Source organism: Methyloversatilis discipulorum (assembly GCF_018780585.1).
GTDB lineage: Bacteria > Pseudomonadota > Gammaproteobacteria > Burkholderiales > Rhodocyclaceae > Methyloversatilis > Methyloversatilis discipulorum_B.
The window spans coordinates 25,592-42,853 of record NZ_JADMJL010000006.1 but is presented as its reverse complement, the minus strand read 5'-3'; the positions used below and the strand labels follow the sequence as shown (position 1 = coordinate 42,853).

18 protein-coding genes and 2 tRNA genes are annotated in these 17,262 nt (G+C 68.4%); 2 read left to right on the top strand and 18 right to left on the bottom strand.

Features of this window, described 5'->3' with window-relative positions; translation table 11 throughout:
• Nucleotides 1-6: 6 nt before the first annotated feature.
• The gene (locus tag IV112_RS01680; protein ID WP_304000698.1) at nt 7-852 is read left to right on the top strand and encodes an EamA family transporter; all 846 of its coding nucleotides are present in this window, start codon (nt 7-9) and stop codon (nt 850-852) included.
• Between the two features lie 11 nt (nt 853-863).
• On the opposite strand, the gene IV112_RS01675 is transcribed toward IV112_RS01680, so the two are convergent.
• The 16 genes from IV112_RS01675 to IV112_RS01600 form a co-directional block, all read right to left on the bottom strand.
• Nucleotides 864-1,748 (bottom strand): helix-turn-helix domain-containing protein, encoded by an 885-nt coding sequence (locus IV112_RS01675; protein WP_020166247.1) that lies wholly within the window; start codon nt 1,746-1,748, stop codon nt 864-866.
• A 139-nt stretch (nt 1,749-1,887) separates the two neighbouring features.
• Entirely contained in the window at nt 1,888-2,943 is a 1,056-nt protein-coding gene (locus IV112_RS01670) for an alpha/beta fold hydrolase (protein ID WP_304000695.1), read from the bottom strand.
• 86 nt (nt 2,944-3,029) lie between these two features.
• Nucleotides 3,030-4,676 (bottom strand): flavin-containing monooxygenase, encoded by a 1,647-nt coding sequence (locus IV112_RS01665; protein WP_304000694.1) that lies wholly within the window; start codon nt 4,674-4,676, stop codon nt 3,030-3,032.
• A 255-nt stretch (nt 4,677-4,931) separates the two neighbouring features.
• Nucleotides 4,932-5,007 (bottom strand) — tRNA-Lys (locus tag IV112_RS01660).
• A gap of 36 nt (nt 5,008-5,043) precedes the next feature.
• Nucleotides 5,044-5,119: transfer RNA gene (locus tag IV112_RS01655), tRNA-Lys, on the bottom strand.
• Nucleotides 5,120-5,200: 81 nt separating this feature from the next.
• Complete coding sequence (locus IV112_RS01650; protein WP_304000692.1) at nt 5,201-6,316, bottom strand: YeeE/YedE family protein; 1,116 nt, start codon at nt 6,314-6,316, stop codon at nt 5,201-5,203.
• A gap of 46 nt (nt 6,317-6,362) precedes the next feature.
• A complete protein-coding gene (gene queC, locus IV112_RS01645) occupies nt 6,363-7,055 on the bottom strand; it encodes a 7-cyano-7-deazaguanine synthase QueC (RefSeq protein WP_304000690.1) in 693 nt (230 codons plus the stop codon).
• Nucleotides 7,052-7,804 (bottom strand): tol-pal system protein YbgF, encoded by a 753-nt coding sequence (gene ybgF / locus IV112_RS01640; RefSeq protein ID WP_304000689.1) that lies wholly within the window; start codon nt 7,802-7,804, stop codon nt 7,052-7,054. Before ybgF ends, queC begins: the two co-directional genes overlap by 4 nt.
• Nucleotides 7,804-8,364 (bottom strand): peptidoglycan-associated lipoprotein Pal, encoded by a 561-nt coding sequence (gene pal / locus IV112_RS01635; protein ID WP_304000687.1) that lies wholly within the window; start codon nt 8,362-8,364, stop codon nt 7,804-7,806. The genes ybgF and pal overlap by 1 nt, the downstream gene beginning before the upstream one ends.
• Nucleotides 8,365-8,411: 47 nt before the next feature.
• A complete protein-coding gene (gene tolB, locus IV112_RS01630; RefSeq protein ID WP_304000685.1) occupies nt 8,412-9,686 on the bottom strand; it encodes a Tol-Pal system beta propeller repeat protein TolB in 1,275 nt (424 codons plus the stop codon).
• A gap of 34 nt (nt 9,687-9,720) precedes the next feature.
• Nucleotides 9,721-10,560: an energy transducer TonB gene (locus IV112_RS01625; protein WP_304000684.1), complete on the bottom strand. Its 840-nt coding sequence runs from the start codon at nt 10,558-10,560 to the stop codon at nt 9,721-9,723.
• Nucleotides 10,560-10,970, bottom strand: a complete 411-nt coding sequence (locus IV112_RS01620; protein ID WP_304000792.1) for an ExbD/TolR family protein — start codon at nt 10,968-10,970, stop codon at nt 10,560-10,562. The genes IV112_RS01625 and IV112_RS01620 overlap by 1 nt, the downstream gene beginning before the upstream one ends.
• A 24-nt stretch (nt 10,971-10,994) precedes the next feature.
• Nucleotides 10,995-11,672, bottom strand: coding sequence for a protein TolQ (tolQ, locus tag IV112_RS01615; RefSeq protein WP_304000683.1), 678 nt, complete (start codon nt 11,670-11,672; stop codon nt 10,995-10,997).
• Nucleotides 11,669-12,115, bottom strand: coding sequence for a tol-pal system-associated acyl-CoA thioesterase (gene ybgC, locus IV112_RS01610; protein ID WP_304000681.1), 447 nt, complete (start codon nt 12,113-12,115; stop codon nt 11,669-11,671). Before ybgC ends, tolQ begins: the two co-directional genes overlap by 4 nt.
• Before the next feature lie 228 nt (nt 12,116-12,343).
• Nucleotides 12,344-13,885 carry a cryptochrome/photolyase family protein gene (locus IV112_RS01605; RefSeq protein WP_304000680.1) on the bottom strand — a complete coding sequence of 514 codons (1,542 nt, stop codon included), beginning with the start codon at nt 13,883-13,885 and terminating at the stop codon, nt 12,344-12,346.
• A complete protein-coding gene (locus IV112_RS01600; protein WP_304000679.1) occupies nt 13,878-14,054 on the bottom strand; it encodes a DUF2256 domain-containing protein in 177 nt (58 codons plus the stop codon). Before IV112_RS01600 ends, IV112_RS01605 begins: the two co-directional genes overlap by 8 nt.
• A gap of 103 nt (nt 14,055-14,157) precedes the next feature.
• Between IV112_RS01600 and IV112_RS01595 the strand changes: the two genes are divergently transcribed.
• Nucleotides 14,158-15,261: a GGDEF domain-containing protein gene (locus tag IV112_RS01595; protein ID WP_304000677.1), complete on the top strand. Its 1,104-nt coding sequence runs from the start codon at nt 14,158-14,160 to the stop codon at nt 15,259-15,261.
• A gap of 25 nt (nt 15,262-15,286) precedes the next feature.
• Here IV112_RS01595 and IV112_RS01590 read toward each other — a convergent pair whose 3' ends face one another.
• Together IV112_RS01590 and gshB are read right to left on the bottom strand one after the other, a co-directional pair.
• Nucleotides 15,287-16,336 carry an FAD:protein FMN transferase gene (locus IV112_RS01590; RefSeq protein ID WP_304000676.1) on the bottom strand — a complete coding sequence of 350 codons (1,050 nt, stop codon included), beginning with the start codon at nt 16,334-16,336 and terminating at the stop codon, nt 15,287-15,289.
• A complete protein-coding gene (gshB, locus tag IV112_RS01585; protein ID WP_304000675.1) occupies nt 16,308-17,258 on the bottom strand; it encodes a glutathione synthase in 951 nt (316 codons plus the stop codon). The genes IV112_RS01590 and gshB overlap by 29 nt, the downstream gene beginning before the upstream one ends.
• Nucleotides 17,259-17,262: the final 4 nt, after the last annotated feature.

Genomic DNA, 17,262 nt, shown 5'->3' with positions numbered 1-17,262 from the left:
GAGGGCATGCCCCTGGACGTGATGGCGGTCGTGCTGTTCGCCGCGCTGCTGCATGCCGGCTGGAATGCGCTGGTGCGCAGTTCGCAGGACACCTTCGCCGACACCGTGTTCATGGTCGGCGGCGCCGCGCTGTGGGCGGCCTGCCTGCTGCCGCTGCTGCCCATGCCGGCGCCGGCCAGCTGGCCCTGGCTGGGCGCGTCGACGCTGATCCACGTCGTCTACTTCTCGCTGGTGGCGCTCGCCTACCGCGGCGGCGAACTGGGCCTGGCCTATCCGCTGATGCGTGGTTCGGCACCGCTGCTGACCGCACTGGCGGCGACGCAGCTGCTTGGTGAACGGCTGTCGCCGGGTGCGTGGACCGGCATCGTGCTGATCGGCGGCGGCATCCTGCTGCTGGCGGGCGACGCCCGGCGCCGCGGCCACCTGCACCTGGGCTCGGCCGCACTGGCGCTGGCCAATGGCGCGGTGATCGCCTGCTACACGCTGATCGACGGACGCGGCGTGCGGCTGTCCGGCACGGCGTTCGGCTACACCGCGTGGATGCTGCTGCTGACCGGGCTGGCGCTGGCCCTGCTCTTCTGCCTGCGGCGTGGCCGACCCGACCTGGCACGGCTGCGCGGCAGCGGCCAACGCGCACTGATCGGCGGCGCCGGCACGCTGGCGTCCTACACGCTGGTGCTGTGGGCGATGACGCGCGCGCCGATCGCGCTGGTGGCAGCGCTGCGCGAAACATCGGTGGTGTTCGCGCTGCTGATCGCCGCCGGCGTGCTGAAGGAAACGGTCAGCCGGCTGCGCCTCGCCGCCATCGTCGTGGTCGGTGCCGGCGCGATCGCACTGCGGCTGCTGCAGTAGAAAGGCGCGCCCTAGCCGCGCGCGGCGCGCAGCTTCGCCGGCGTGGTGCCGAGCCGTGCGCGCAGCACGCGCGTCATGTGCGCCTGATCGGAAAAACCGCAGCTGGCAGCCACCTCCTTGACCGCCAGGTCACCGGCGGCGAGCAGCTGGCGCGCACGTTCGACACGACGGTCGATCACGAAGGCGTGCGGCGCCCGGCCCTGCGTCTCGCGGAAGCGGCGGTGGAAGGTGCATACGCCGAGACCCGCCGCCTCGGCCATGTCTTCCAGCGTCAGCGCTTCGTGCAGGCGGCTGTCGATCAGGTCGAGCACGCGGCGCATCTGCGCCGGCGACAGGCGGCCGCCCGGCAGGTCGTGACGGAAGGTGACCTGGGCATACCTGCGCAGCAGGTGCACCGCCAGCTGGGTGCCCAGCGTCTCCGCATACAGCGGACCGCCCATTTCGGGCTGCACCGCCTCCTGGGTGATGGCGTCGGTGATGGCGAGCAGCGTCGGGTCGCGCGCGCACAGCACGTCGTGCAGCCGCACCTCGGCGACCGGCCTGTCCATCACCTCGCCGGCCACGCGCGACATCAGGCTGTTGGACAGATAGACGTGCGACACGTCGATCTGCTGTGTCCAGTGCCAGTGCGAGGCCTCCGACATGGTGAGCAGCGAGGCGTCGCCCGGACGGCAGTCGGCGCGCGACCAGCGCTGATCGAAGCAGCGGTCCATCGGCGTCTGGCCAGCGGCGTAGCGCACAACCATGAAGTGGTCCAGCGGCGGGATCGGCACATCCAGCCCGGCATAGCGATAGGAGCGATGACCCACGCCCTTCCAGCCGAGGTTGTCGCTCGACGAAAGCACCTCGCCGGGCACCCACTGGGGCAATTCTTTCGGCGTGATGATGTTCGGCATGTCGTTCTCCCCCGACGAGAAGGCCGGACGCGATCCACTGCGCCGCCGGTCACGCCTGCCGGCACGCGCCGGCAGGCAGAGGCAGCTTAGCAGAGCATCCGGCGCGCCGAGGTTGCAGCGCAGCGAAGCCGCCGCGCGCTCAGCCGGCAGGCGTGGCGAGCAGCTCCGCGAGGTGGGCGTCCACCTGCGCCACCATCGCCGGGTCGGTGCCCAGCAACGCGAAATGGCCGTCGATGCTGTCCAGCACGCGCAGTTCGCTGCCCGCCACCAGGCGCTGTTCGCGGCGGCAGTCCTCGGGCGGGAAGAACATGTCGTGGCTGATCGGCATCACGTACATCTTTGCGCGCACGCGGGCGAGCGCGGCCGCGAGATCACCGCCGGCGTGGCGGCTGACGTCGCCACGCTGCCACTTCCACGCCATGCACAGCAGGTCGTTGGCATCCATCGGACCGAAGTAGCCGACCATGAAGCGTTCGACGAAATCGGCGACCGAGTCGAAGCCGAGCACGCGGTGCCGCCCTTCGCGGAAGAAATCCACGCTCCAGCCCATCACCGTCCACAGCTTGGCGTGACGGCGCAGGCCGTCGATCACGTCGTACGAGGCGGCGTAGCGGCCGCCCTTGAAGTTCGGATCGGTGACGATGGCCTCGATCAGCGTTTCGGCAAACAGGTAGTCGTGCTCGCTGTTCTTCGCGGTGCCGGCGATCGGCGCCGCGCGCAGCACGCGGTCGGGAAAGCGCACCGCCCACTCCCAGGTCTGCTGTGCGCCCATCGATCCGCCGACCACCAGCGCCAGCTTCTCGATGCCGAAGTGCTGCGACAGCAGACGCTGCTGCGCGCGCACGTCGTCACCGATGCGCACGCGCGGAAAGCGCTCCATCGCGATGGCGCCGTCGCTGTTGTGCGGTGAGCTCGACAGGCCACTGCCGATCTGGTTGATCTGCACGATGAAGTACTTGTCCGGGTCGAGCGCGTGGCCCTTGCCGATGTAGACCTGCGCGATGATCTTGCTGGTACCCGAGTACCAGGTGGGCACCAGGATGGCGTTGTCCTTGCGCGCGTTCAGCGTGCCGTGCGTGACCACGGCCAGCCGGCAGTCGGGAATCGTGCCGCCCTCCTCCAGCTCCAGCGCACCGATGCTGATGAGCTCGTAGGGGCCGTGCATGTCCTGGCTGTAATAGTCGTTCTGGATCATTTTCCTGCTCCTCCGTCGTCGCCGTCACCGGGTGGTGCGGCGCTGTATCCGGGCCCGGCCGGCATGCCGGCCGGGTGCATCGCCGATCAGGCGAAGGTGAAGCCGCGATAGCCGCTGGCCGCGACCTCGTCGCACTTCTGACGGTAGGTGCCGACGCCGCCGATGTAGGACAGCAGGCGGCGCGGCTTGCCGGCGACGTTGGTGCCCATGTACCAGGAGTCGGTCTTCACCACGAGCGTCTTGTTCGCCGTCTCGTCGTGGTGGGCGACCCACTGGTCCTGCAGCGCCTTCGACGGCTCGATCACCTGCTGGCCCTTGTCGCGCATCGAGCGGATGCAGGCGGTGATCCAGTCGACCTGCTGCTGCAGGCAGGTGGTCATGTTGCACAGCGCGGCCGACGGCGCCAGCGGCGCGCCGGTGGTGAACATGTTGGGATAGCCGTGAACCTGCAGGCCCATCGTGGTGCGGATTTCCTGGCCCCACTCCTCCTTCAGCGAACGGCCCTCGCGGCCGCGGATGTCGATGCGGGTGAGCGCGCCGGAGCCGGCGTCGAAGCCGGTGGCGAGCACCAGGATGTCGAGCGCATGCACGGTGCCGTCGGCGGTCATGACGCCCTCGGGCACGATGCGCTCGATCGGCGCCTGCTTCACGTCGACGATCTCGACATTGGGCTGGTGGTACACCTCGAGGTAGTTGCTCTCCAGCGGCACGCGGTGGGTGCCGAAGCCGTAGGTCGTCGGAATGAGCTTGTCGCACAGCACCGGGTCCTTGATGCGCGCGCGCATCTTGTCGCGCACGAATTCGGACACCACGTCGTTCACCTTCTCGTCGAAGAACATTTCGGCGAAGGAGGCCAGCCACAGCGACAGCGAGCCGTCGGCCCACAGCCGCTCCAACACCTCGGTGCGCTGCGCCGGCGTGAGGTCGGCCCAGGCGCCGTTCTCGAAGTCGTACTCGAAGCCAGAGAAGGTGCGCGCCACGCGGTCGCGGATCTGCGCGAAGCGCTCGCCCTGCTTCGCCCAATCGGCCGGGCTGTACTTCGGGTTGCGCATCGGTATCACGTACTGCGGCGTGCGCAGGAACACCTTCAGGTGGCCGACCTGCGGCGCGATGGTCTGGATCACCTGGATGCCGGTGGCACCGGTGCCGACCACGCCGACCCGCTTGCCGACGAACTCGACTCGCTCCTTCGGCCAGCGTGCCGTGTGGAAGATCTGCCCCCGGAAGCTGTCCTGTCCCGGGAACACCGAAGTCAGCGGCGCCGACAGCATGCCGGTGCAGCAGATCAGGAAGCGCGCGGTGACCGTGTCGCCCGCATCGGTCGTGATCGCCCACTGCCGCCGCGCTTCGTCGTAGCGTGCCGCGGTGACGCGGGTATCGAAGCGGAAGTGCTTGCGCAGGTCAGCGCGATCGGCGACGTAGTTCAGCCAGCGCTCGGTCTCCGGCTGCGCCGGGAAGCGCTCGCTCGGCTGCCAGTTCTTGAACATGGCTTCGTCGAACCAGTACTGGTAGATCTCCGCCTCGGAATCGAAGCGCGCACCCGGATAGCGGTTCCAGTACCAGGTGCCGCCGACGCCGGACCCGGCCTCGAAGCCCTGCACCGACATACCCATCTCGCGCAGCCGATACACCTGGTACAGCCCGGCCACGCCGGCGCCGATCACCACCGCGTCGAAGGTGCTCGCACCCTCGCTCGCTCCCGCCGCTTTTGCGGCCACAGTTGCTTCGCCCATCTTCCCCTCCGTCATTTTGGCTATGTGCAGAACCCGGAATGCCCCCGCGCAGGGCGGGACCATCTGGCGCTGACTGTAGGGACGGGCGGGCGGACGGGCTTGAACAATCCCGGCAAATCTTTGAACGATCCGGGAGGCGGCCGCGGGGGAATGTTCGCGAGGCCGCCAGGATCAGGTCGGGGACAGCCCGGAGGCTGGGCACGCACGAAAAGAAAAAGGCCAGTTCCGGAGAACTGGCCTTTTGCTTACTGCATCTGGTGGGTTGTGAGTGGCTCGAACACTCGACCTACGGATTAAGAGTCCGCTGCTCTACCAACTGAGCTAACAACCCGGAAACCTGCTTCGCGTACTGCTTCGGCCCACCGAGTGGTGGGTCGGGCGAGACTCGAACTCGCGACCAACGGATTAAAAGTCCGCTGCTCTACCGACTGAGCTACCGACCCTCGCCTTGCGAAGACCGCGGACTATAGGTGAGAGGAAGGGCCCTGTCAACCCGGAATTTGACTCCAGGCACACCTCGCAGCTCAGTCGCGCATCAGCCACCACATGGTCGCCTTCATGGTCAGCGCCGAGCCGGCGATGATGGCGAACAGCGCGATGGCCGAACCCAGTGCGAGCGTCGACACGCCAGTGATGCCCTGGCCGACGCTGCAGCCGGAGGCGAGCACGCCACCGATGGCCATCAGCGCGCCGCCAATGCCGTGACGCACGACGTCGGCGGTGCCGCGGAACCACTCGACGCGGAATTTTCCGCTCGCAATGGCATGAATGAAGGCGCCGACGACGACGCCGGCCAGCGCCATCAGACCGAAGTTGACCAGTGCGGCATTGGTCGGGTCGAGCAGCCAGCGCGCGCCGTCGGCCATCGGGCCGACGAAGGTGTAGGACTGCGCCTCGACCCGGCTCGGCATCACGTCGGCGAATTCGGCCCACTCCTTCCACGCCGCAGCGCGCGGGCCGGCGGTCAGCCACCAGCCCGCCAGCACCGCCAGACCGAAGCCGATGCCGCCGGCCACATGGTCGATGTTGCGGCGGAAATCGGCCGAGGCGAAGGCCCACACGGCCAGCGCGGCGGCGATGATCCAGGCCAATGCACGATTCAGCGTGGCGGCGTCACCGCCGACCGCACCGGCAACGACGGAACCGAGCGCCTGCGAATCGATGCCGCGCGCGTCGAGCGACAGCGTCCAGTCGTTCATCCAGCCGAAGGCGCTGGCGTAGAAATCGGTGAAGATCATCAGATAGGCGAACACGGCGCCGACCGCCAGCACGAACAGCGACTTCAGGTTGCCGCCGCCGATGCGCACCAGCGTCTTGTTGCCGCAGCCGCTGGCCAGCGTCATGCCGACGCCGAACATGAGGCCGCCGACGATGTAGCGCAGCCAGGCGAGTTGCGGCGTGCGGTAGGGCGGATAGGTGGTGCTGAGGTCGACCACGCCAGCCGATTCGAGCCCGACCAGGCCGGCCATGGCGGTGGCGATCGCCAGCATCCACGAGCGCATGCGGCCGAGGTCGCCGATATTGATCCAGTCGGACACCGCACCCATGGTGCAGAAGCCGGTGCGCGACGTGAGCGCGCCCAGCGCGACAGACAGCGCGAACACGGCTGCCAGTGTTTCGGTGTGGATGTTCAGTTCCATCGTCGTTCCGGAGCGGTAACGCCGCCCCGGAATGCGGGACGACGGTTCAGCGGTAGCGCGTCGGGTCCGCCACCCCGGCAGCCGCGAATCCCTCGCGCCGCAAGCGGCAGGAGTCGCACACACCGCAGGCGCGGCCTTCATCGTCGGCCTGGTAGCAGGACACGGTCAGCGCGTAATCGACGCCGAGCTGCGCGCCGGCACGGATGATACCCGCCTTGGTGAGGCTGATCAGCGGCGCGTGCACGGTAAGCCGTGCGCCCTCGACTGCTGCCTTGGTCGCCAGGTTGGCCATCGCCTCGAAAGCCTTGATGTACTCCGGGCGGCAGTCGGGGTAGCCGGAGTAGTCCACCGCATTGACGCCGCAGAAGATGTCCTGCGCGCCGAGCACCTCGGCCCAGGCGAGCGCCAGCGACAGCATGATGGTGTTGCGCGCCGGCACGTAGGTGACCGGGATGCCGGGCACCACACCGCCGGTCGGCACGTCGATCGCGCTGTCGGTCAGCGCCGAACCACCGAAGGCGCGCAGATCGAGCGCAATGGTACGGTGGCCGGCCGCACCGAGCGCAGTGGCCACCCGCTCGGCAGCCACCAGCTCCGCCCGGTGCCGCTGGCCGTAGTCGAGCGACAGGCAGTGGCAGTCCAGCCCCTGCGCACGCGCCATCGCCAGCACGGTGGCCGAATCGAGGCCGCCGGACAACAGCACGACTGCGGCCCTGCCGCCTCTGCCCTGCCCGCTCACTTCTTCTGCGCCGCCTGCTTGATGCGCTGGCGCGCGACGTCGGCCGACGGCGTGCCCGGATACTGGGCGATCACCATGTCCAGCGTCTTCTTCGCACCCTTGGCATCACCCTGGATCTGCTGCGTGTTGGCCAGACCGATCAGCGCTTCCGGCGCCCGCACGTCGGCCGGCCATTGCGCATGCACCTGCTGGTACAGCTCGGCGGCGCGCGAGTAGGCCTTGGTCTGGAAGGCGGCGCTGGCGGCCCAGTAGTGGGCAGCCGGCTGGAAACTGCTCTTCGGCCAGCTCTTGATGAAGGCTTCGAAGGCCAGCTGCGCCTCGGCGTACTTGCCGCCTTTGAGCAGGTTCAGTGCCGCCTCGTAGTCGCGCGGCTCGGCAGCCGGGTCGACCTCGGGCTCGGCCGCGGCGACCGGCTTCGTCTCCAGCGCACGCAGGCGGGTGTCGAGATCGAGGTAGAAGTCCTTCTGCCGCTTGGTGGACGCCTCCAGCTCGTAGGTGAGCACCTCGACCTGGCCGCGCAGCTTGGCGATTTCGCCGCGCAGCGCCTCGATCTGGTTGCTCAGCTCGAGTTGCGTACGCTGCGACTGTTCGAGCTGCGCCTCGAGCTTGCCGGTGCGCGCCTTGGTGTCGGCGCGCAGGTCCTCGATGCGCTGGCGTGCAACCTCGTCATCGAACAGCGCGGCCCGCGCCGGAGCCGCGACGATGAACAGCGCGGCGAGCGCCGCCGCGACCCCGTTGCGGGCCTGCATCAGAACTCACCCGAGTAGAGCATTTCCGAACGACGGTTCTCGGCGTACGACGCTTCGTCGCTGCCCACCATGCGCGGCTTCTCTTCGCCCAGGCTGACCGACTCCAGCTGCGCTTCCTGCACGCCCAGCAGCATCAGCGCGCGCTTGACCGCCTCGGCACGCTTCTGGCCTAGCGCCAGGTTGTACTCACGCGAACCGCGCTCGTCGGTGTTGCCCTGGATGAGCATCTTGAACTTCGGGTTGGCCGTCAGGAACTTGGCGTGCGCCGAAATCAGGCTGGCGTAGCTGTCCTTGATGACGTAGCTGTCGTAGTCGAAGTAGATGATGCGCTTGGACAGCGGGCTGTTCGGGTCCTTCAGCTGGGCGAGCAGCGCCTCTTCGGCTGTCATCTTCTTGCCGTCGACCGACGGCGGCGTCACCGGCGACACGGAGGGGCCGGTCGGTGCGGTCGGCGACTTGTCCTCGGTCGGCGCGGCGGGTTGCTCCGGACCGGTGGACGAGCAGCCGGCCAGCACGGCCAGCGTCAGGGCTGCGATGGAAAGCTTGGTATGGGTGCGCATGGTGTTGGCCTCTCTGGTTTCGCTACTGCGTGGGGTTGTGACGGTATTTACGGTTTGTTGAACGGGCCCCAGGCCGGCTCGCGGACATCGCCGCCAGCCTGCCCGGACAGTTTCTGCTTGACGCGGCCGTCGGCCGACACCGCCGACAGCACGCCGCGTCCGCCGATTTCGGAGGCGTACAGGATCATCCGGCCGTTCGGCGCAAAGGACGGCGACTCGTCGCGCGACGAGTCGGTCAGGATCTGCGTCTGCCGCGTCGCCAGATCCATTGCCGTGATCTGGAAGCGGCCGCCGTTGCGCGACACGTAGGCCAGCGTCTTGCCGTCCGGCGACAGGCGCGGCGTCACGTTGTAGCTGCCTTCGAAGGTAATGCGCTCGGCGTTGCCGCCGCTGGCCGGCACGCGATAGATCTGCGGGCTGCCGCCGCGGTCCGACGTGAAATAGATGTACTGGCCGTCCGGCGAAAACTGCGGTTCGGTGTCGATCGAGCTGGATCCGGCCACGCGTGTCAGACCGCTGCCGTCGGCGTTGATCGTGTAGATCTGCGACGAGCCGTCCTTGGTCAGCACGACGGCCAGACGCTTGCCGTCCGGCGCCCAGGCCGGCGCGGAATTCGATCCCTTGAAGTTGGCCACCACCGAGCGCGAGGTCGTGGTCAGCGAATGCACGTAGATGATGGGCTTCTTCGCCTCGAAGGACACATAGGCGAGGCGCGTGCCGTCCGGCGACCAGGTCGGCGAGATGATCGGGTCGGCCGAGCGCAGCGCGATGCGCGGGTTCTGCCCGTCGGCGTCGTCGATGGTCAGTTCGAAGCGCGTGCCCTTCTTCACCACGTAGGCGATCTGCGTGTTGAACACGCCGCGCTCGCCGGTCATCTTTTCGTAGATGAAGTCGGCGATGCGATGGCCGGTTTCCCGCACGGTGGCCGGCGAGAACACGAAAATCATGCCGTCCGGCTTGCCCTGCCGCGCGATGTCGTACAGGCGCATGCGCACCTCGTAGCGTCCGCCTGGCACCGGCAGAATGCTGGCCAGCGCCAGCGCGTCGGCACCGCGTTCCTTCCACTGGTTGAGGTCGACGGCGGCGTCCTGGTGCACCGGGCTCGAGCCCGGGTCGACCAGCTTGAACAGACCGCTGCGCTCCAGGTCGGCGCGCACGACGCCGACCAGTGCCTGCGGCAGCAGGCCCTCGCCGGCGAAATTGGCGATGGCGATCGGAATGCGGTTGGCACCGGCGCCGGTGATTTCGACCGTGAGCTGGGCGTGGGCGAACTGCGCGGCGAACAGCAGCGCGGCGGCCATCAGTCTGAAGAGCTTGATCATCGGATCCTTTCCGTAAAGTGTCTGCGGGCGCCGGTCACTCGGCCAGCGGCCGGAATTTCAGTTCCAGGTTGCGCTCGAATACGGCCGGGTCTTCCGGCTTGGGCAGCGGCGACGACTTCACGATGGCGCGCAGTATCGCCGCATCCAGCGCCGCATTGCCGGTCGACTGTCTCAATCTGGGCTCGCCGACCACCGAACCGTCGGGCAGCAGCGAAATCGCCACCACCGCTTCCGGATTGCCGGACACGCCGGGCGGCACCACCACGTTGGGCTTCACCTTGGCGCTGATGCGGCCGGCCCAGGTTTCGCGCGCCTTGCTGCGCGCGCCGTCGGCTGCCAGCTTGGCCATCAGATCGGCTTCCTGCGCGGCCTGGCGGCGCGTCTGGTCGGCGCTTTCGCGCGCCAGCGATTCCTTCAGCAGCTTGTCCTGCAGTTCCTGCTCCAGCCGGTTGTCCGGCTTGGGCGGCACCTTGGGCTCCGGTTTCTTCTCGACCTTGGGCTCGGGCTTGGGTTCCGGCTTCTTTTCAACCGGCTTCGGCCTGGGTTCGGGTTTCGGCTCCACCTTGGGCGGCGTCTTCGGCTTCGGCGGCTCCTTGATCGCGATGTCCGGCTTCGGCGGTGGCGGAGGCGGCGGCGGTTCCACCACCGGCTCCGGCTGTTTCTCGACCACCGGTTCCGGCGGCGGCGGCGGGCGCACCGGTGCCTCGATCGGCGGCAGGCTGCCGACCAGCTCGACCTGCACTGCGGCCGGCTGGCTGGTCTGCCAGCGCACGCTGTAGAACAGGAACAGACCGAGCAGCAGGTGCATGCCGGCGGCCAATGCGGCCGACTGCCACTTGCCGGGCTGCGGACGGTTCAGGGCGAGATCGCGCATCAGCGGGCCGGTTTCGCGTTCTGCCCGGTCTGCACCAGCAGGCCGATGCGGGTGAAACCATTGCCCTGCAGCGTATCCATCACGCGCAGGATTTCCTCGTAGCGCACCGCCTTGTCGCCGGCCACGACCAGCGCGCGACTGCCGTCGCCACCTTGCATGTCGCGCAGGCGGCTCACCAGCGTGTCGCGCGTGACCGCCTCTTCCTTGCCACCCTTGTCGCGGTCACGCAGCGCGAGCTTGCCGTCGGCCTTCACCATCACCTCGATCGGCTGCGCCGGCGTCTGCGACGCCTGGCCGACGCTGGGCAGTTCGATGCTGCCGGTCGGCGTGGCCTGCGGCGCGACCATGAAGATGACGAGCAGCACCAGCATCACGTCGATGTAAGGCACGACGTTGATCTGGTTCATCATGCGGCGCTGTCTTCTCATCGCGGCTTACCGGGCCTGACGCTGCAGGATGTTGGAGAACTCTTCCATGAAGCTCTCCCAGCGGATGGAAATGCGGTCGATATCGTGCGCGAAGCGGTTGTAGGCGACCACCGCCGGGATGGCGGCGAACAGGCCGATCGCGGTAGCGACCAGCGCCTCGGCGATGCCCGGCGCGACCTGGGCCAGCGTGGCCTGACCGACGTTGGACAGGCCGCGGAAGGCGTTCATGATGCCCCAGACGGTACCGAACAGGCCGATGTAGGGGCTGACCGAACCGGTCGACGCGAGGAAGGCGGTGTGCGATTCCAGCTCGTCCAGTTCGCGCTGGTAGGTCGCCCGCATCGCGCGGCGCGCGCCGTCGACCGCGGTCGCCGTGTCGATGTTCTGCCGCCCGCGCAGCTTGGTGAATTCGCGATAGCCCGCTTCGAAGATGCGCTCCATGCCGCCGGCGTTGTGGCGGTCGTTGGCCGCGCTCTGGAACAGCGCATTGAGGTCGCCGCCGGACCAGAACTCAAGCTCGAACTTGTCCGAACTGAGCCGCGCCGCGCGGATGGCGAAGGACTTGCGGAAGATCCAGTACCAGCTCATGAAGGAAATGCCGACCAGCAGCGCCATCACCAGCTTGACCAGCAGGCTGGCCTGCATCACGAGCGAAATGATCGAAAGGTCTTCGGAAAGATTCATGTGAGGGAGGGGACTGAAGGCTGGATGGAAGGAAGCAGGCGCTCACGCAACGCTGCGGGCAGCGATACCGGACGGTTCTTCGCCATGTCGATCGACACCACACGGACCCTGCCGTCGAACAGCAGTTCGTCGCCGCGGTAGAGGCGCTGCACGAAATCGACCGCGGCACGCGTGTTCGACGCGATGTGGCTGCGCACTTCGAGCATGTCGTTGAAGCGGGCTGGCTTCAGGTATTCGCCCTGTACCGAACGCACGACGAAGCCGACGCCCGCCGCCGCCATCTCGACCTGGTCGAAGCCGAGCGCGCGCAGCCATTCGGTGCGCGCACGTTCGAGAAAGCGGAAGTAGTTCGCGTAGTACACCACGCCGAAGCTGTCGGTATCTTCGTAGTAGACGCGTACCGGCCACGAAAAGCCGGCAACGTGCTGCGCTGGTGAAGTCATGGCGCGAGATTTTACCCGACCCGCGCCCCCGGCTTTGCGCAGGGCAGCAAATTCGCTTGGAAAGGGGATGTAACAACCGGCTGGGAGAAAGAAGCGCACGCCGCAGCCGGCTTTGAGGCAGGTTGCTGTCGGGGTCGGAAGACGCTCCCACAGAACCCCCGGCCCGGGCTCCGGCCGCGGATTGGGCGCATTCCTGCGCCTCCTTGGCAGAGACCTTGCAGCCCTCGTTTACAGATCGTCGAGCTTCTCCAGCATCTGCCTGGCACGCTCGCCTATCGCCGTGCGCTCGGCCGGCGCGAGCTTCTGCAGATTCTTCGCCATCAATGCGGTGCGCGGATTGGCGGCGAATTCCGCTTCGTGGCGGTCGAGGAAGTGCCAGTACAGCACGGTCACCGGGCAGGCCGCCTCGCCGCTGCGCGCCGACGGGCTATACCGGCAGCCGTCGCAGTAATTGCTCATGCGCTGGATATAGGCACCGCTGGCGACATAGGGCTTGCTGGTGAAGCGGCCGCCGTCGGCGTACAGCGCCATGCCCGCCACATTGGGCAGTTCCACCCACTCCACCGCGTCGACATAGACCGCCAGATACCAGTCCTCGACCTGCTGCGGCGCAATCTCCGCCAGCAGCGCGAACTGGCCGGTCACCATCAGGCGCTGGATGTGGTGGGCGTAGCCGTGGCGCAGCGTCTGGCCGATGGCGGCGCGCATGCAGTTCATGCCGGTGTCGCCGGTCCAGTACCAACGTGGCAGCGCGCGGGCGTGGCCATAGTGATTGGCGTCGCGCAGGCGCGGCATGTCCAGCCAGTACATGCCGCGGATGAATTCGCGCCAGCCGATCACCTGGCGCACGAAGCCCTCGACCGACTGCAGCGGCAAGCCGCGCTCGCGCCAGGCGGCCACCGCGGCGGCGACCACTTCGCGTGGCGACAACAGCTTCAGGTTCATCGCCGCGCTGAGCCGTGCGTGCCAGAGCCAGGGCTGGCCGGTCCACATCGCGTCCTGGTGATGGCCGAACAGTTCCAGCCGGTGCTCGACGAAGTCCGAAAGCGCCGCCAGCGCCTGTTCGCGCGTGACCGGCCAGTCGAAGGCGGCGGTCGTGCCCGGATGATCGGCGAAGCGCGCCTCGACTTCGGCCATCACGTCGCGGGTGATCGCGTCCGGTTCGAAGCGCAGTGGTGGCGGCACCAGGCCGGGGCCCTTGCGGCCGAAGCCGCTGCGGTTGTCGGCGTCGAAGTTCCAGCGGCCGCCCGCGGGCTCGCCACCCTCCATCAGCACGCCGTGGCGCTCGCGCATCATGCGGTAGAAGAACTCCATGCGCAGCTGCCGATACTTCTTCGCCCAGTCGGCAAAGCCGGTGCGCGAAATCATGAAATGAAGGTCGTCGCGCAGGTCGAGCGCCACCCGCTCACGCTCGCACAGCGCGCTGATCGCCTGTTCCAGCGGCCATTCGCCCGGCTCGACCAGCACCAGCTTGCCGGGCGCGTGACGGCGCAGCCGCCCGGCGAGGATGTCGACCAGGTCTTCGCTGTCGCCGTCGCCGAGCGCGCGGTAATCGACCGTCCAGCCTCGGCCGCGCAGCCCGTCGGCGAAATGGCGCATGGCCGTCAGGAAAAGCGCGGTGCGCGCCTTGTGGCTCCAGACAAGGGTCGATTCGCCCGCCGCCTCGATCATCAGCACGTGATCGCGCGCCGGATCAAAGCCGTCGAAAGCGGCCGATGCGTGATCGAGCTGGTCGCCGAGCACCAGTACCAGATGGCGGATGTCAGACACCTGCGCCCCCTTTGCGGCGGCAGGCTTCCGAGCAGTACTTCACCGCCTCCCAGTTGTTGCGCCAGGCGCGCCGCCAGGTCATGTCACGGCCGCAGACCGCACATGGCTTGCTCGGAAGAAAGGTCTTGTTGCCCTTGTGTCGGGATTTCATTGCGGCCATCGCGGTCATGAGTACCGCCTCTGGACAGGCGGCGCGGCCGCCGGTTTCATTGCAGCGCCGACATCCACGCAATCCGCTCAAGCGAGCCGCCCGGCCGCCCGATAATCGAACGATGAAGATTGCTCCGCTCCCCGAAGACGAGGCGCAGCGCCTGCAGGCACTGCGCGACCTGTGCGTGCTCGACACGCCGCCGGAACCGGCGTTCGACGCGCTGACCGCGCTGGCGGCGCAACTGTTCGACATGCCGGTTGCGCTGGTGAGCCTGATCGACGAATCCCGCCAGTGGTTCAAGTCGGTGCACGGGCTGTGCCTGCGCGAAACGCGACGCGACGCCGCACTGTGCACGCACACCATCGTCGCGCCACGAGGACGCATGGTGATCGAGGACACGCTGAACGATCCGCGCTTCGCCGACAACCCGCTGGTGGTCGGCGCGCCCGGCATCCGCTTCTATGCCGGCGTGACCCTGCTCAACCCGGACGGCCTGCCCTTGGGCACCTTCTGCCTGATCGATTTCAAGCCGCGCAGCCTCGACCTTCGCCAGCTGGACCAGCTGGGCGCGCTGGCGGCGCAGGCCGAAGCGCAGCTGCACCTGCGCATGCGCGTGCAGCAGCTGCATGCGCTGACGCGGGAACTGCGCCAGCAGCACGAACTGCTTGAACGCCAGCGGCAGGCGTTGCAGGCGCGCTGCGAGGAGCTGGCAACCGAAGTCCATGTGGACGCGCTGACCGGCAGCGGCAACCGCCGCGCCGGCGAGGCGCGACTGGGCGAGGAGTTCGCGCTCGCCAGCCGGCTGCAACTGCCGCTGTCCGTCTGCCTGATCGACGTCGATCACTTCAAGGACGTGAACGACAGCTACGGCCACCCCCACGGCGACGAGGTGCTGCGTCGCGTGGCCCGGCTGATCGGCGAGGCGCTGCGCGCCAGTGACTACGTCGCGCGCTTCGGCGGCGAGGAATTCCTGGTCGTGCTGCCGGGCGCCGAACCGGCGACCGCGCGCGCGGTCGCCGAGCGCATCCGCACGCACGTCGCGGACGCGCACTGGGAGCGCCCGCCCGTGCTCACCATCAGCGCCGGCATTGCCAGCCGCAGCTCGACCACCACATCGCCGGAACACCTGCTGCAGCAGGCGGACAAGGCGCTCTACCGCGCCAAGGCCGGTGGCCGCAACCGGGTCGAATCCGGGGCCGCACCGGCGAGCACGCACGGCGACTGACGCGCGACCCACCGGCCCGGCGATCTCAGCGCGCCGGAGCCGCCGCGCGCTGCGCCATCGCTGGCGTCATGTCCACCGAGCCGTCGGCGTCCACCCGCAGCGCCATCGTCACGCCCATGCGTTCAGCCAGCGCGCGCCAGCCGTCGCGACCGACGATGAACAGCGGCTTGCTGTCCGCGTCGGAGCGGGCGCCGGCGTCCGGACCAGCCGGCATCAGCACGGTCAGCGACTGCGTGTGACGCACCGGCTCGCCGCTGCGCGGGTCGATCAGGTGGCACAGGCGCTCGCCATCCAGTTCGAAATAGCGCTGGTAATCGCCCGAGGTGCCGATCGCCTCGCCGTCGTGCAGTTCTACGGTGGCCAGCGCCTCCGGCTTGCGCGGATGCTGGACGCCGATGCGCCACGGCGTGCCGGCCTTGCTGCCCAGCGCCATCACGTTGCCGCCGATGTTGACCAGCGCGCAGCAGACGCCGCGCGCGCGCAGGATGGCGGCGGCGCGGTCCAGCGCATAGCCCTTGCCGTAGCCGCCGAGGTCGAGCTGCACCGCCGGGTTGCGACTGGACACCGTGGCGCCGCCGTCCGGCCGGGAGGTGATCACGAGATCGGCCATGCGCGGCTTCGCCGCGACCAGCGCGTCGCGCCGGGTGGCTTCGGGCCGCCGCGGCACGAACTCGTCGGCGTGAAAACCCCAGGCCTCGACCAGTGCACCGGCCGCCGGATTGAACAGGTCCTCGCCGCGCGCCGCGGCGGCCTGCACCGCCACCAGCAACGCGGCGGTCTCGGCATCGACGTCGGCCGTCTGCCCGGCCGCGAAGGCGGTGTTCAGCCGCGTCAGCTCGGACGGCTGCCAGGCGTGCAGTGTGCGGTGCAGGCGGTCGAACTCACGCAGCACCTCGCCCAGCGCGTCGCGCGCCTGCGTGCGGTCGAGGCCGTACACGACCACTTCGACGCGGGTGCCGAAAACGAAGGACTCCTGCCGCTCGACCGGCTCCTTCGTGCCGCAGCCGGCGAGCAGCGCAAACAGGAGCAGTGCGGCGGCGAAACGCTCAGCGCGTCGTCGCACGTTCGAGTGCATCGAGGAACATGGCGGCCACGTCGAAGCCCGTCTGTTCGGTGATTTCGACAAAGCAGGTGGGGCTGGTGACGTTGATTTCGGTCAGCCGGTCGCCGATCACGTCCAGCCCGACCAGCAGCAGCCCGCGCGCCGCGAGGACGGGGCCGAGCTTGCGCGCGATCGCCAGATCGGATTCGGACAGCGGCTGGGCGACGCCGCGACCGCCCGCGGCCAGATTGCCACGCGTTTCGCCAGCCTTCGGGATGCGCGCCAGACAGTAGGGCACCGGCTCGCCGTCGATCAGCAGCACGCGCTTGTCGCCCTGCGCGATCTCCGGGATGAAGCGCTGCGCCATCAGCGTGCGCGCGCCGTCCTCGGTCAGCGTCTCGATGATGACGTTGCGGTTGGCGTCGTCGGCGCGCACGCGGAAGATGCGCGCCCCCCCCATGCCGTCGAGCGGCTTCAGGATGCAGTCGGCGTGCGTGTCGATGAAGGCATTGATGGCCGCGACGTCGCGGCTGACCAGCGTCGGCGTGATCAGCTCAGGGAATTCGCAGATCGACACCTTCTCCGAGTGATCGCGGATGGCACGCGGATGGTTGAACACGCGCACGCCGGCCGCTGCCGCGCGCTCGAGCATCCAGGTCGCGGTGATGTACTCGAAATCGAAGGGCGGGTCCTGCCGCATCAGCACGGCGTCGAATTCGCGCAGCGCACGCGGTTCGGTCCCGTGGGGCACATACCAGGGCGCGTCGCCGCGTTGAGGCTGGATGCGGACTGCGCCGACCATGACCTCGTCGCCGTGCAGGCTCATCGTCTGCCGCTGGATGGTCCAGATCTCGTGACCGCGGCGCGCCGCCTCGCGCATCATCGCGATGCTCGAATCCTTGGCCGGCTTGAGCTTGTCGAGCGGATCGACGATGAAGGCGAGGCGCAGGTTCATGTCG

Excerpts from the sequence above, each read along its gene's own strand:
- IV112_RS01680 (WP_304000698.1), top strand. The coding sequence starts at position 7 with ATGCCCCTGGACGTGATGGCGGTCGTGCTGTTCGCCGCGCTGCTGCAT.
- IV112_RS01675 (WP_020166247.1), bottom strand. The coding sequence starts at position 1,748 with ATGCCGAACATCATCACGCCGAAAGAATTGCCCCAGTGGGTGCCCGGC.
- IV112_RS01670 (WP_304000695.1), bottom strand. The coding sequence starts at position 2,943 with ATGATCCAGAACGACTATTACAGCCAGGACATGCACGGCCCCTACGAG.
- IV112_RS01665 (WP_304000694.1), bottom strand. The coding sequence starts at position 4,676 with ATGGGCGAAGCAACTGTGGCCGCAAAAGCGGCGGGAGCGAGCGAGGGT.
- IV112_RS01650 (WP_304000692.1), bottom strand. The coding sequence starts at position 6,316 with ATGGAACTGAACATCCACACCGAAACACTGGCAGCCGTGTTCGCGCTG.
- ybgF (WP_304000689.1), bottom strand. The coding sequence starts at position 7,804 with ATGCAGGCCCGCAACGGGGTCGCGGCGGCGCTCGCCGCGCTGTTCATC.
- pal (WP_304000687.1), bottom strand. The coding sequence starts at position 8,364 with ATGCGCACCCATACCAAGCTTTCCATCGCAGCCCTGACGCTGGCCGTG.
- tolB (WP_304000685.1), bottom strand. The coding sequence starts at position 9,686 with ATGATCAAGCTCTTCAGACTGATGGCCGCCGCGCTGCTGTTCGCCGCG.
- IV112_RS01625 (WP_304000684.1), bottom strand. The coding sequence starts at position 10,560 with ATGCGCGATCTCGCCCTGAACCGTCCGCAGCCCGGCAAGTGGCAGTCG.
- IV112_RS01620 (WP_304000792.1), bottom strand. The coding sequence starts at position 10,970 with ATGATGAACCAGATCAACGTCGTGCCTTACATCGACGTGATGCTGGTG.
- tolQ (WP_304000683.1), bottom strand. The coding sequence starts at position 11,672 with ATGAATCTTTCCGAAGACCTTTCGATCATTTCGCTCGTGATGCAGGCC.
- ybgC (WP_304000681.1), bottom strand. The coding sequence starts at position 12,115 with ATGACTTCACCAGCGCAGCACGTTGCCGGCTTTTCGTGGCCGGTACGC.
- IV112_RS01600 (WP_304000679.1), bottom strand. The coding sequence starts at position 14,054 with ATGACCGCGATGGCCGCAATGAAATCCCGACACAAGGGCAACAAGACC.
- IV112_RS01595 (WP_304000677.1), top strand. The coding sequence starts at position 14,158 with ATGAAGATTGCTCCGCTCCCCGAAGACGAGGCGCAGCGCCTGCAGGCA.
- IV112_RS01590 (WP_304000676.1), bottom strand. The coding sequence starts at position 16,336 with ATGCACTCGAACGTGCGACGACGCGCTGAGCGTTTCGCCGCCGCACTG.
- gshB (WP_304000675.1), bottom strand. The coding sequence starts at position 17,258 with ATGAACCTGCGCCTCGCCTTCATCGTCGATCCGCTCGACAAGCTCAAG.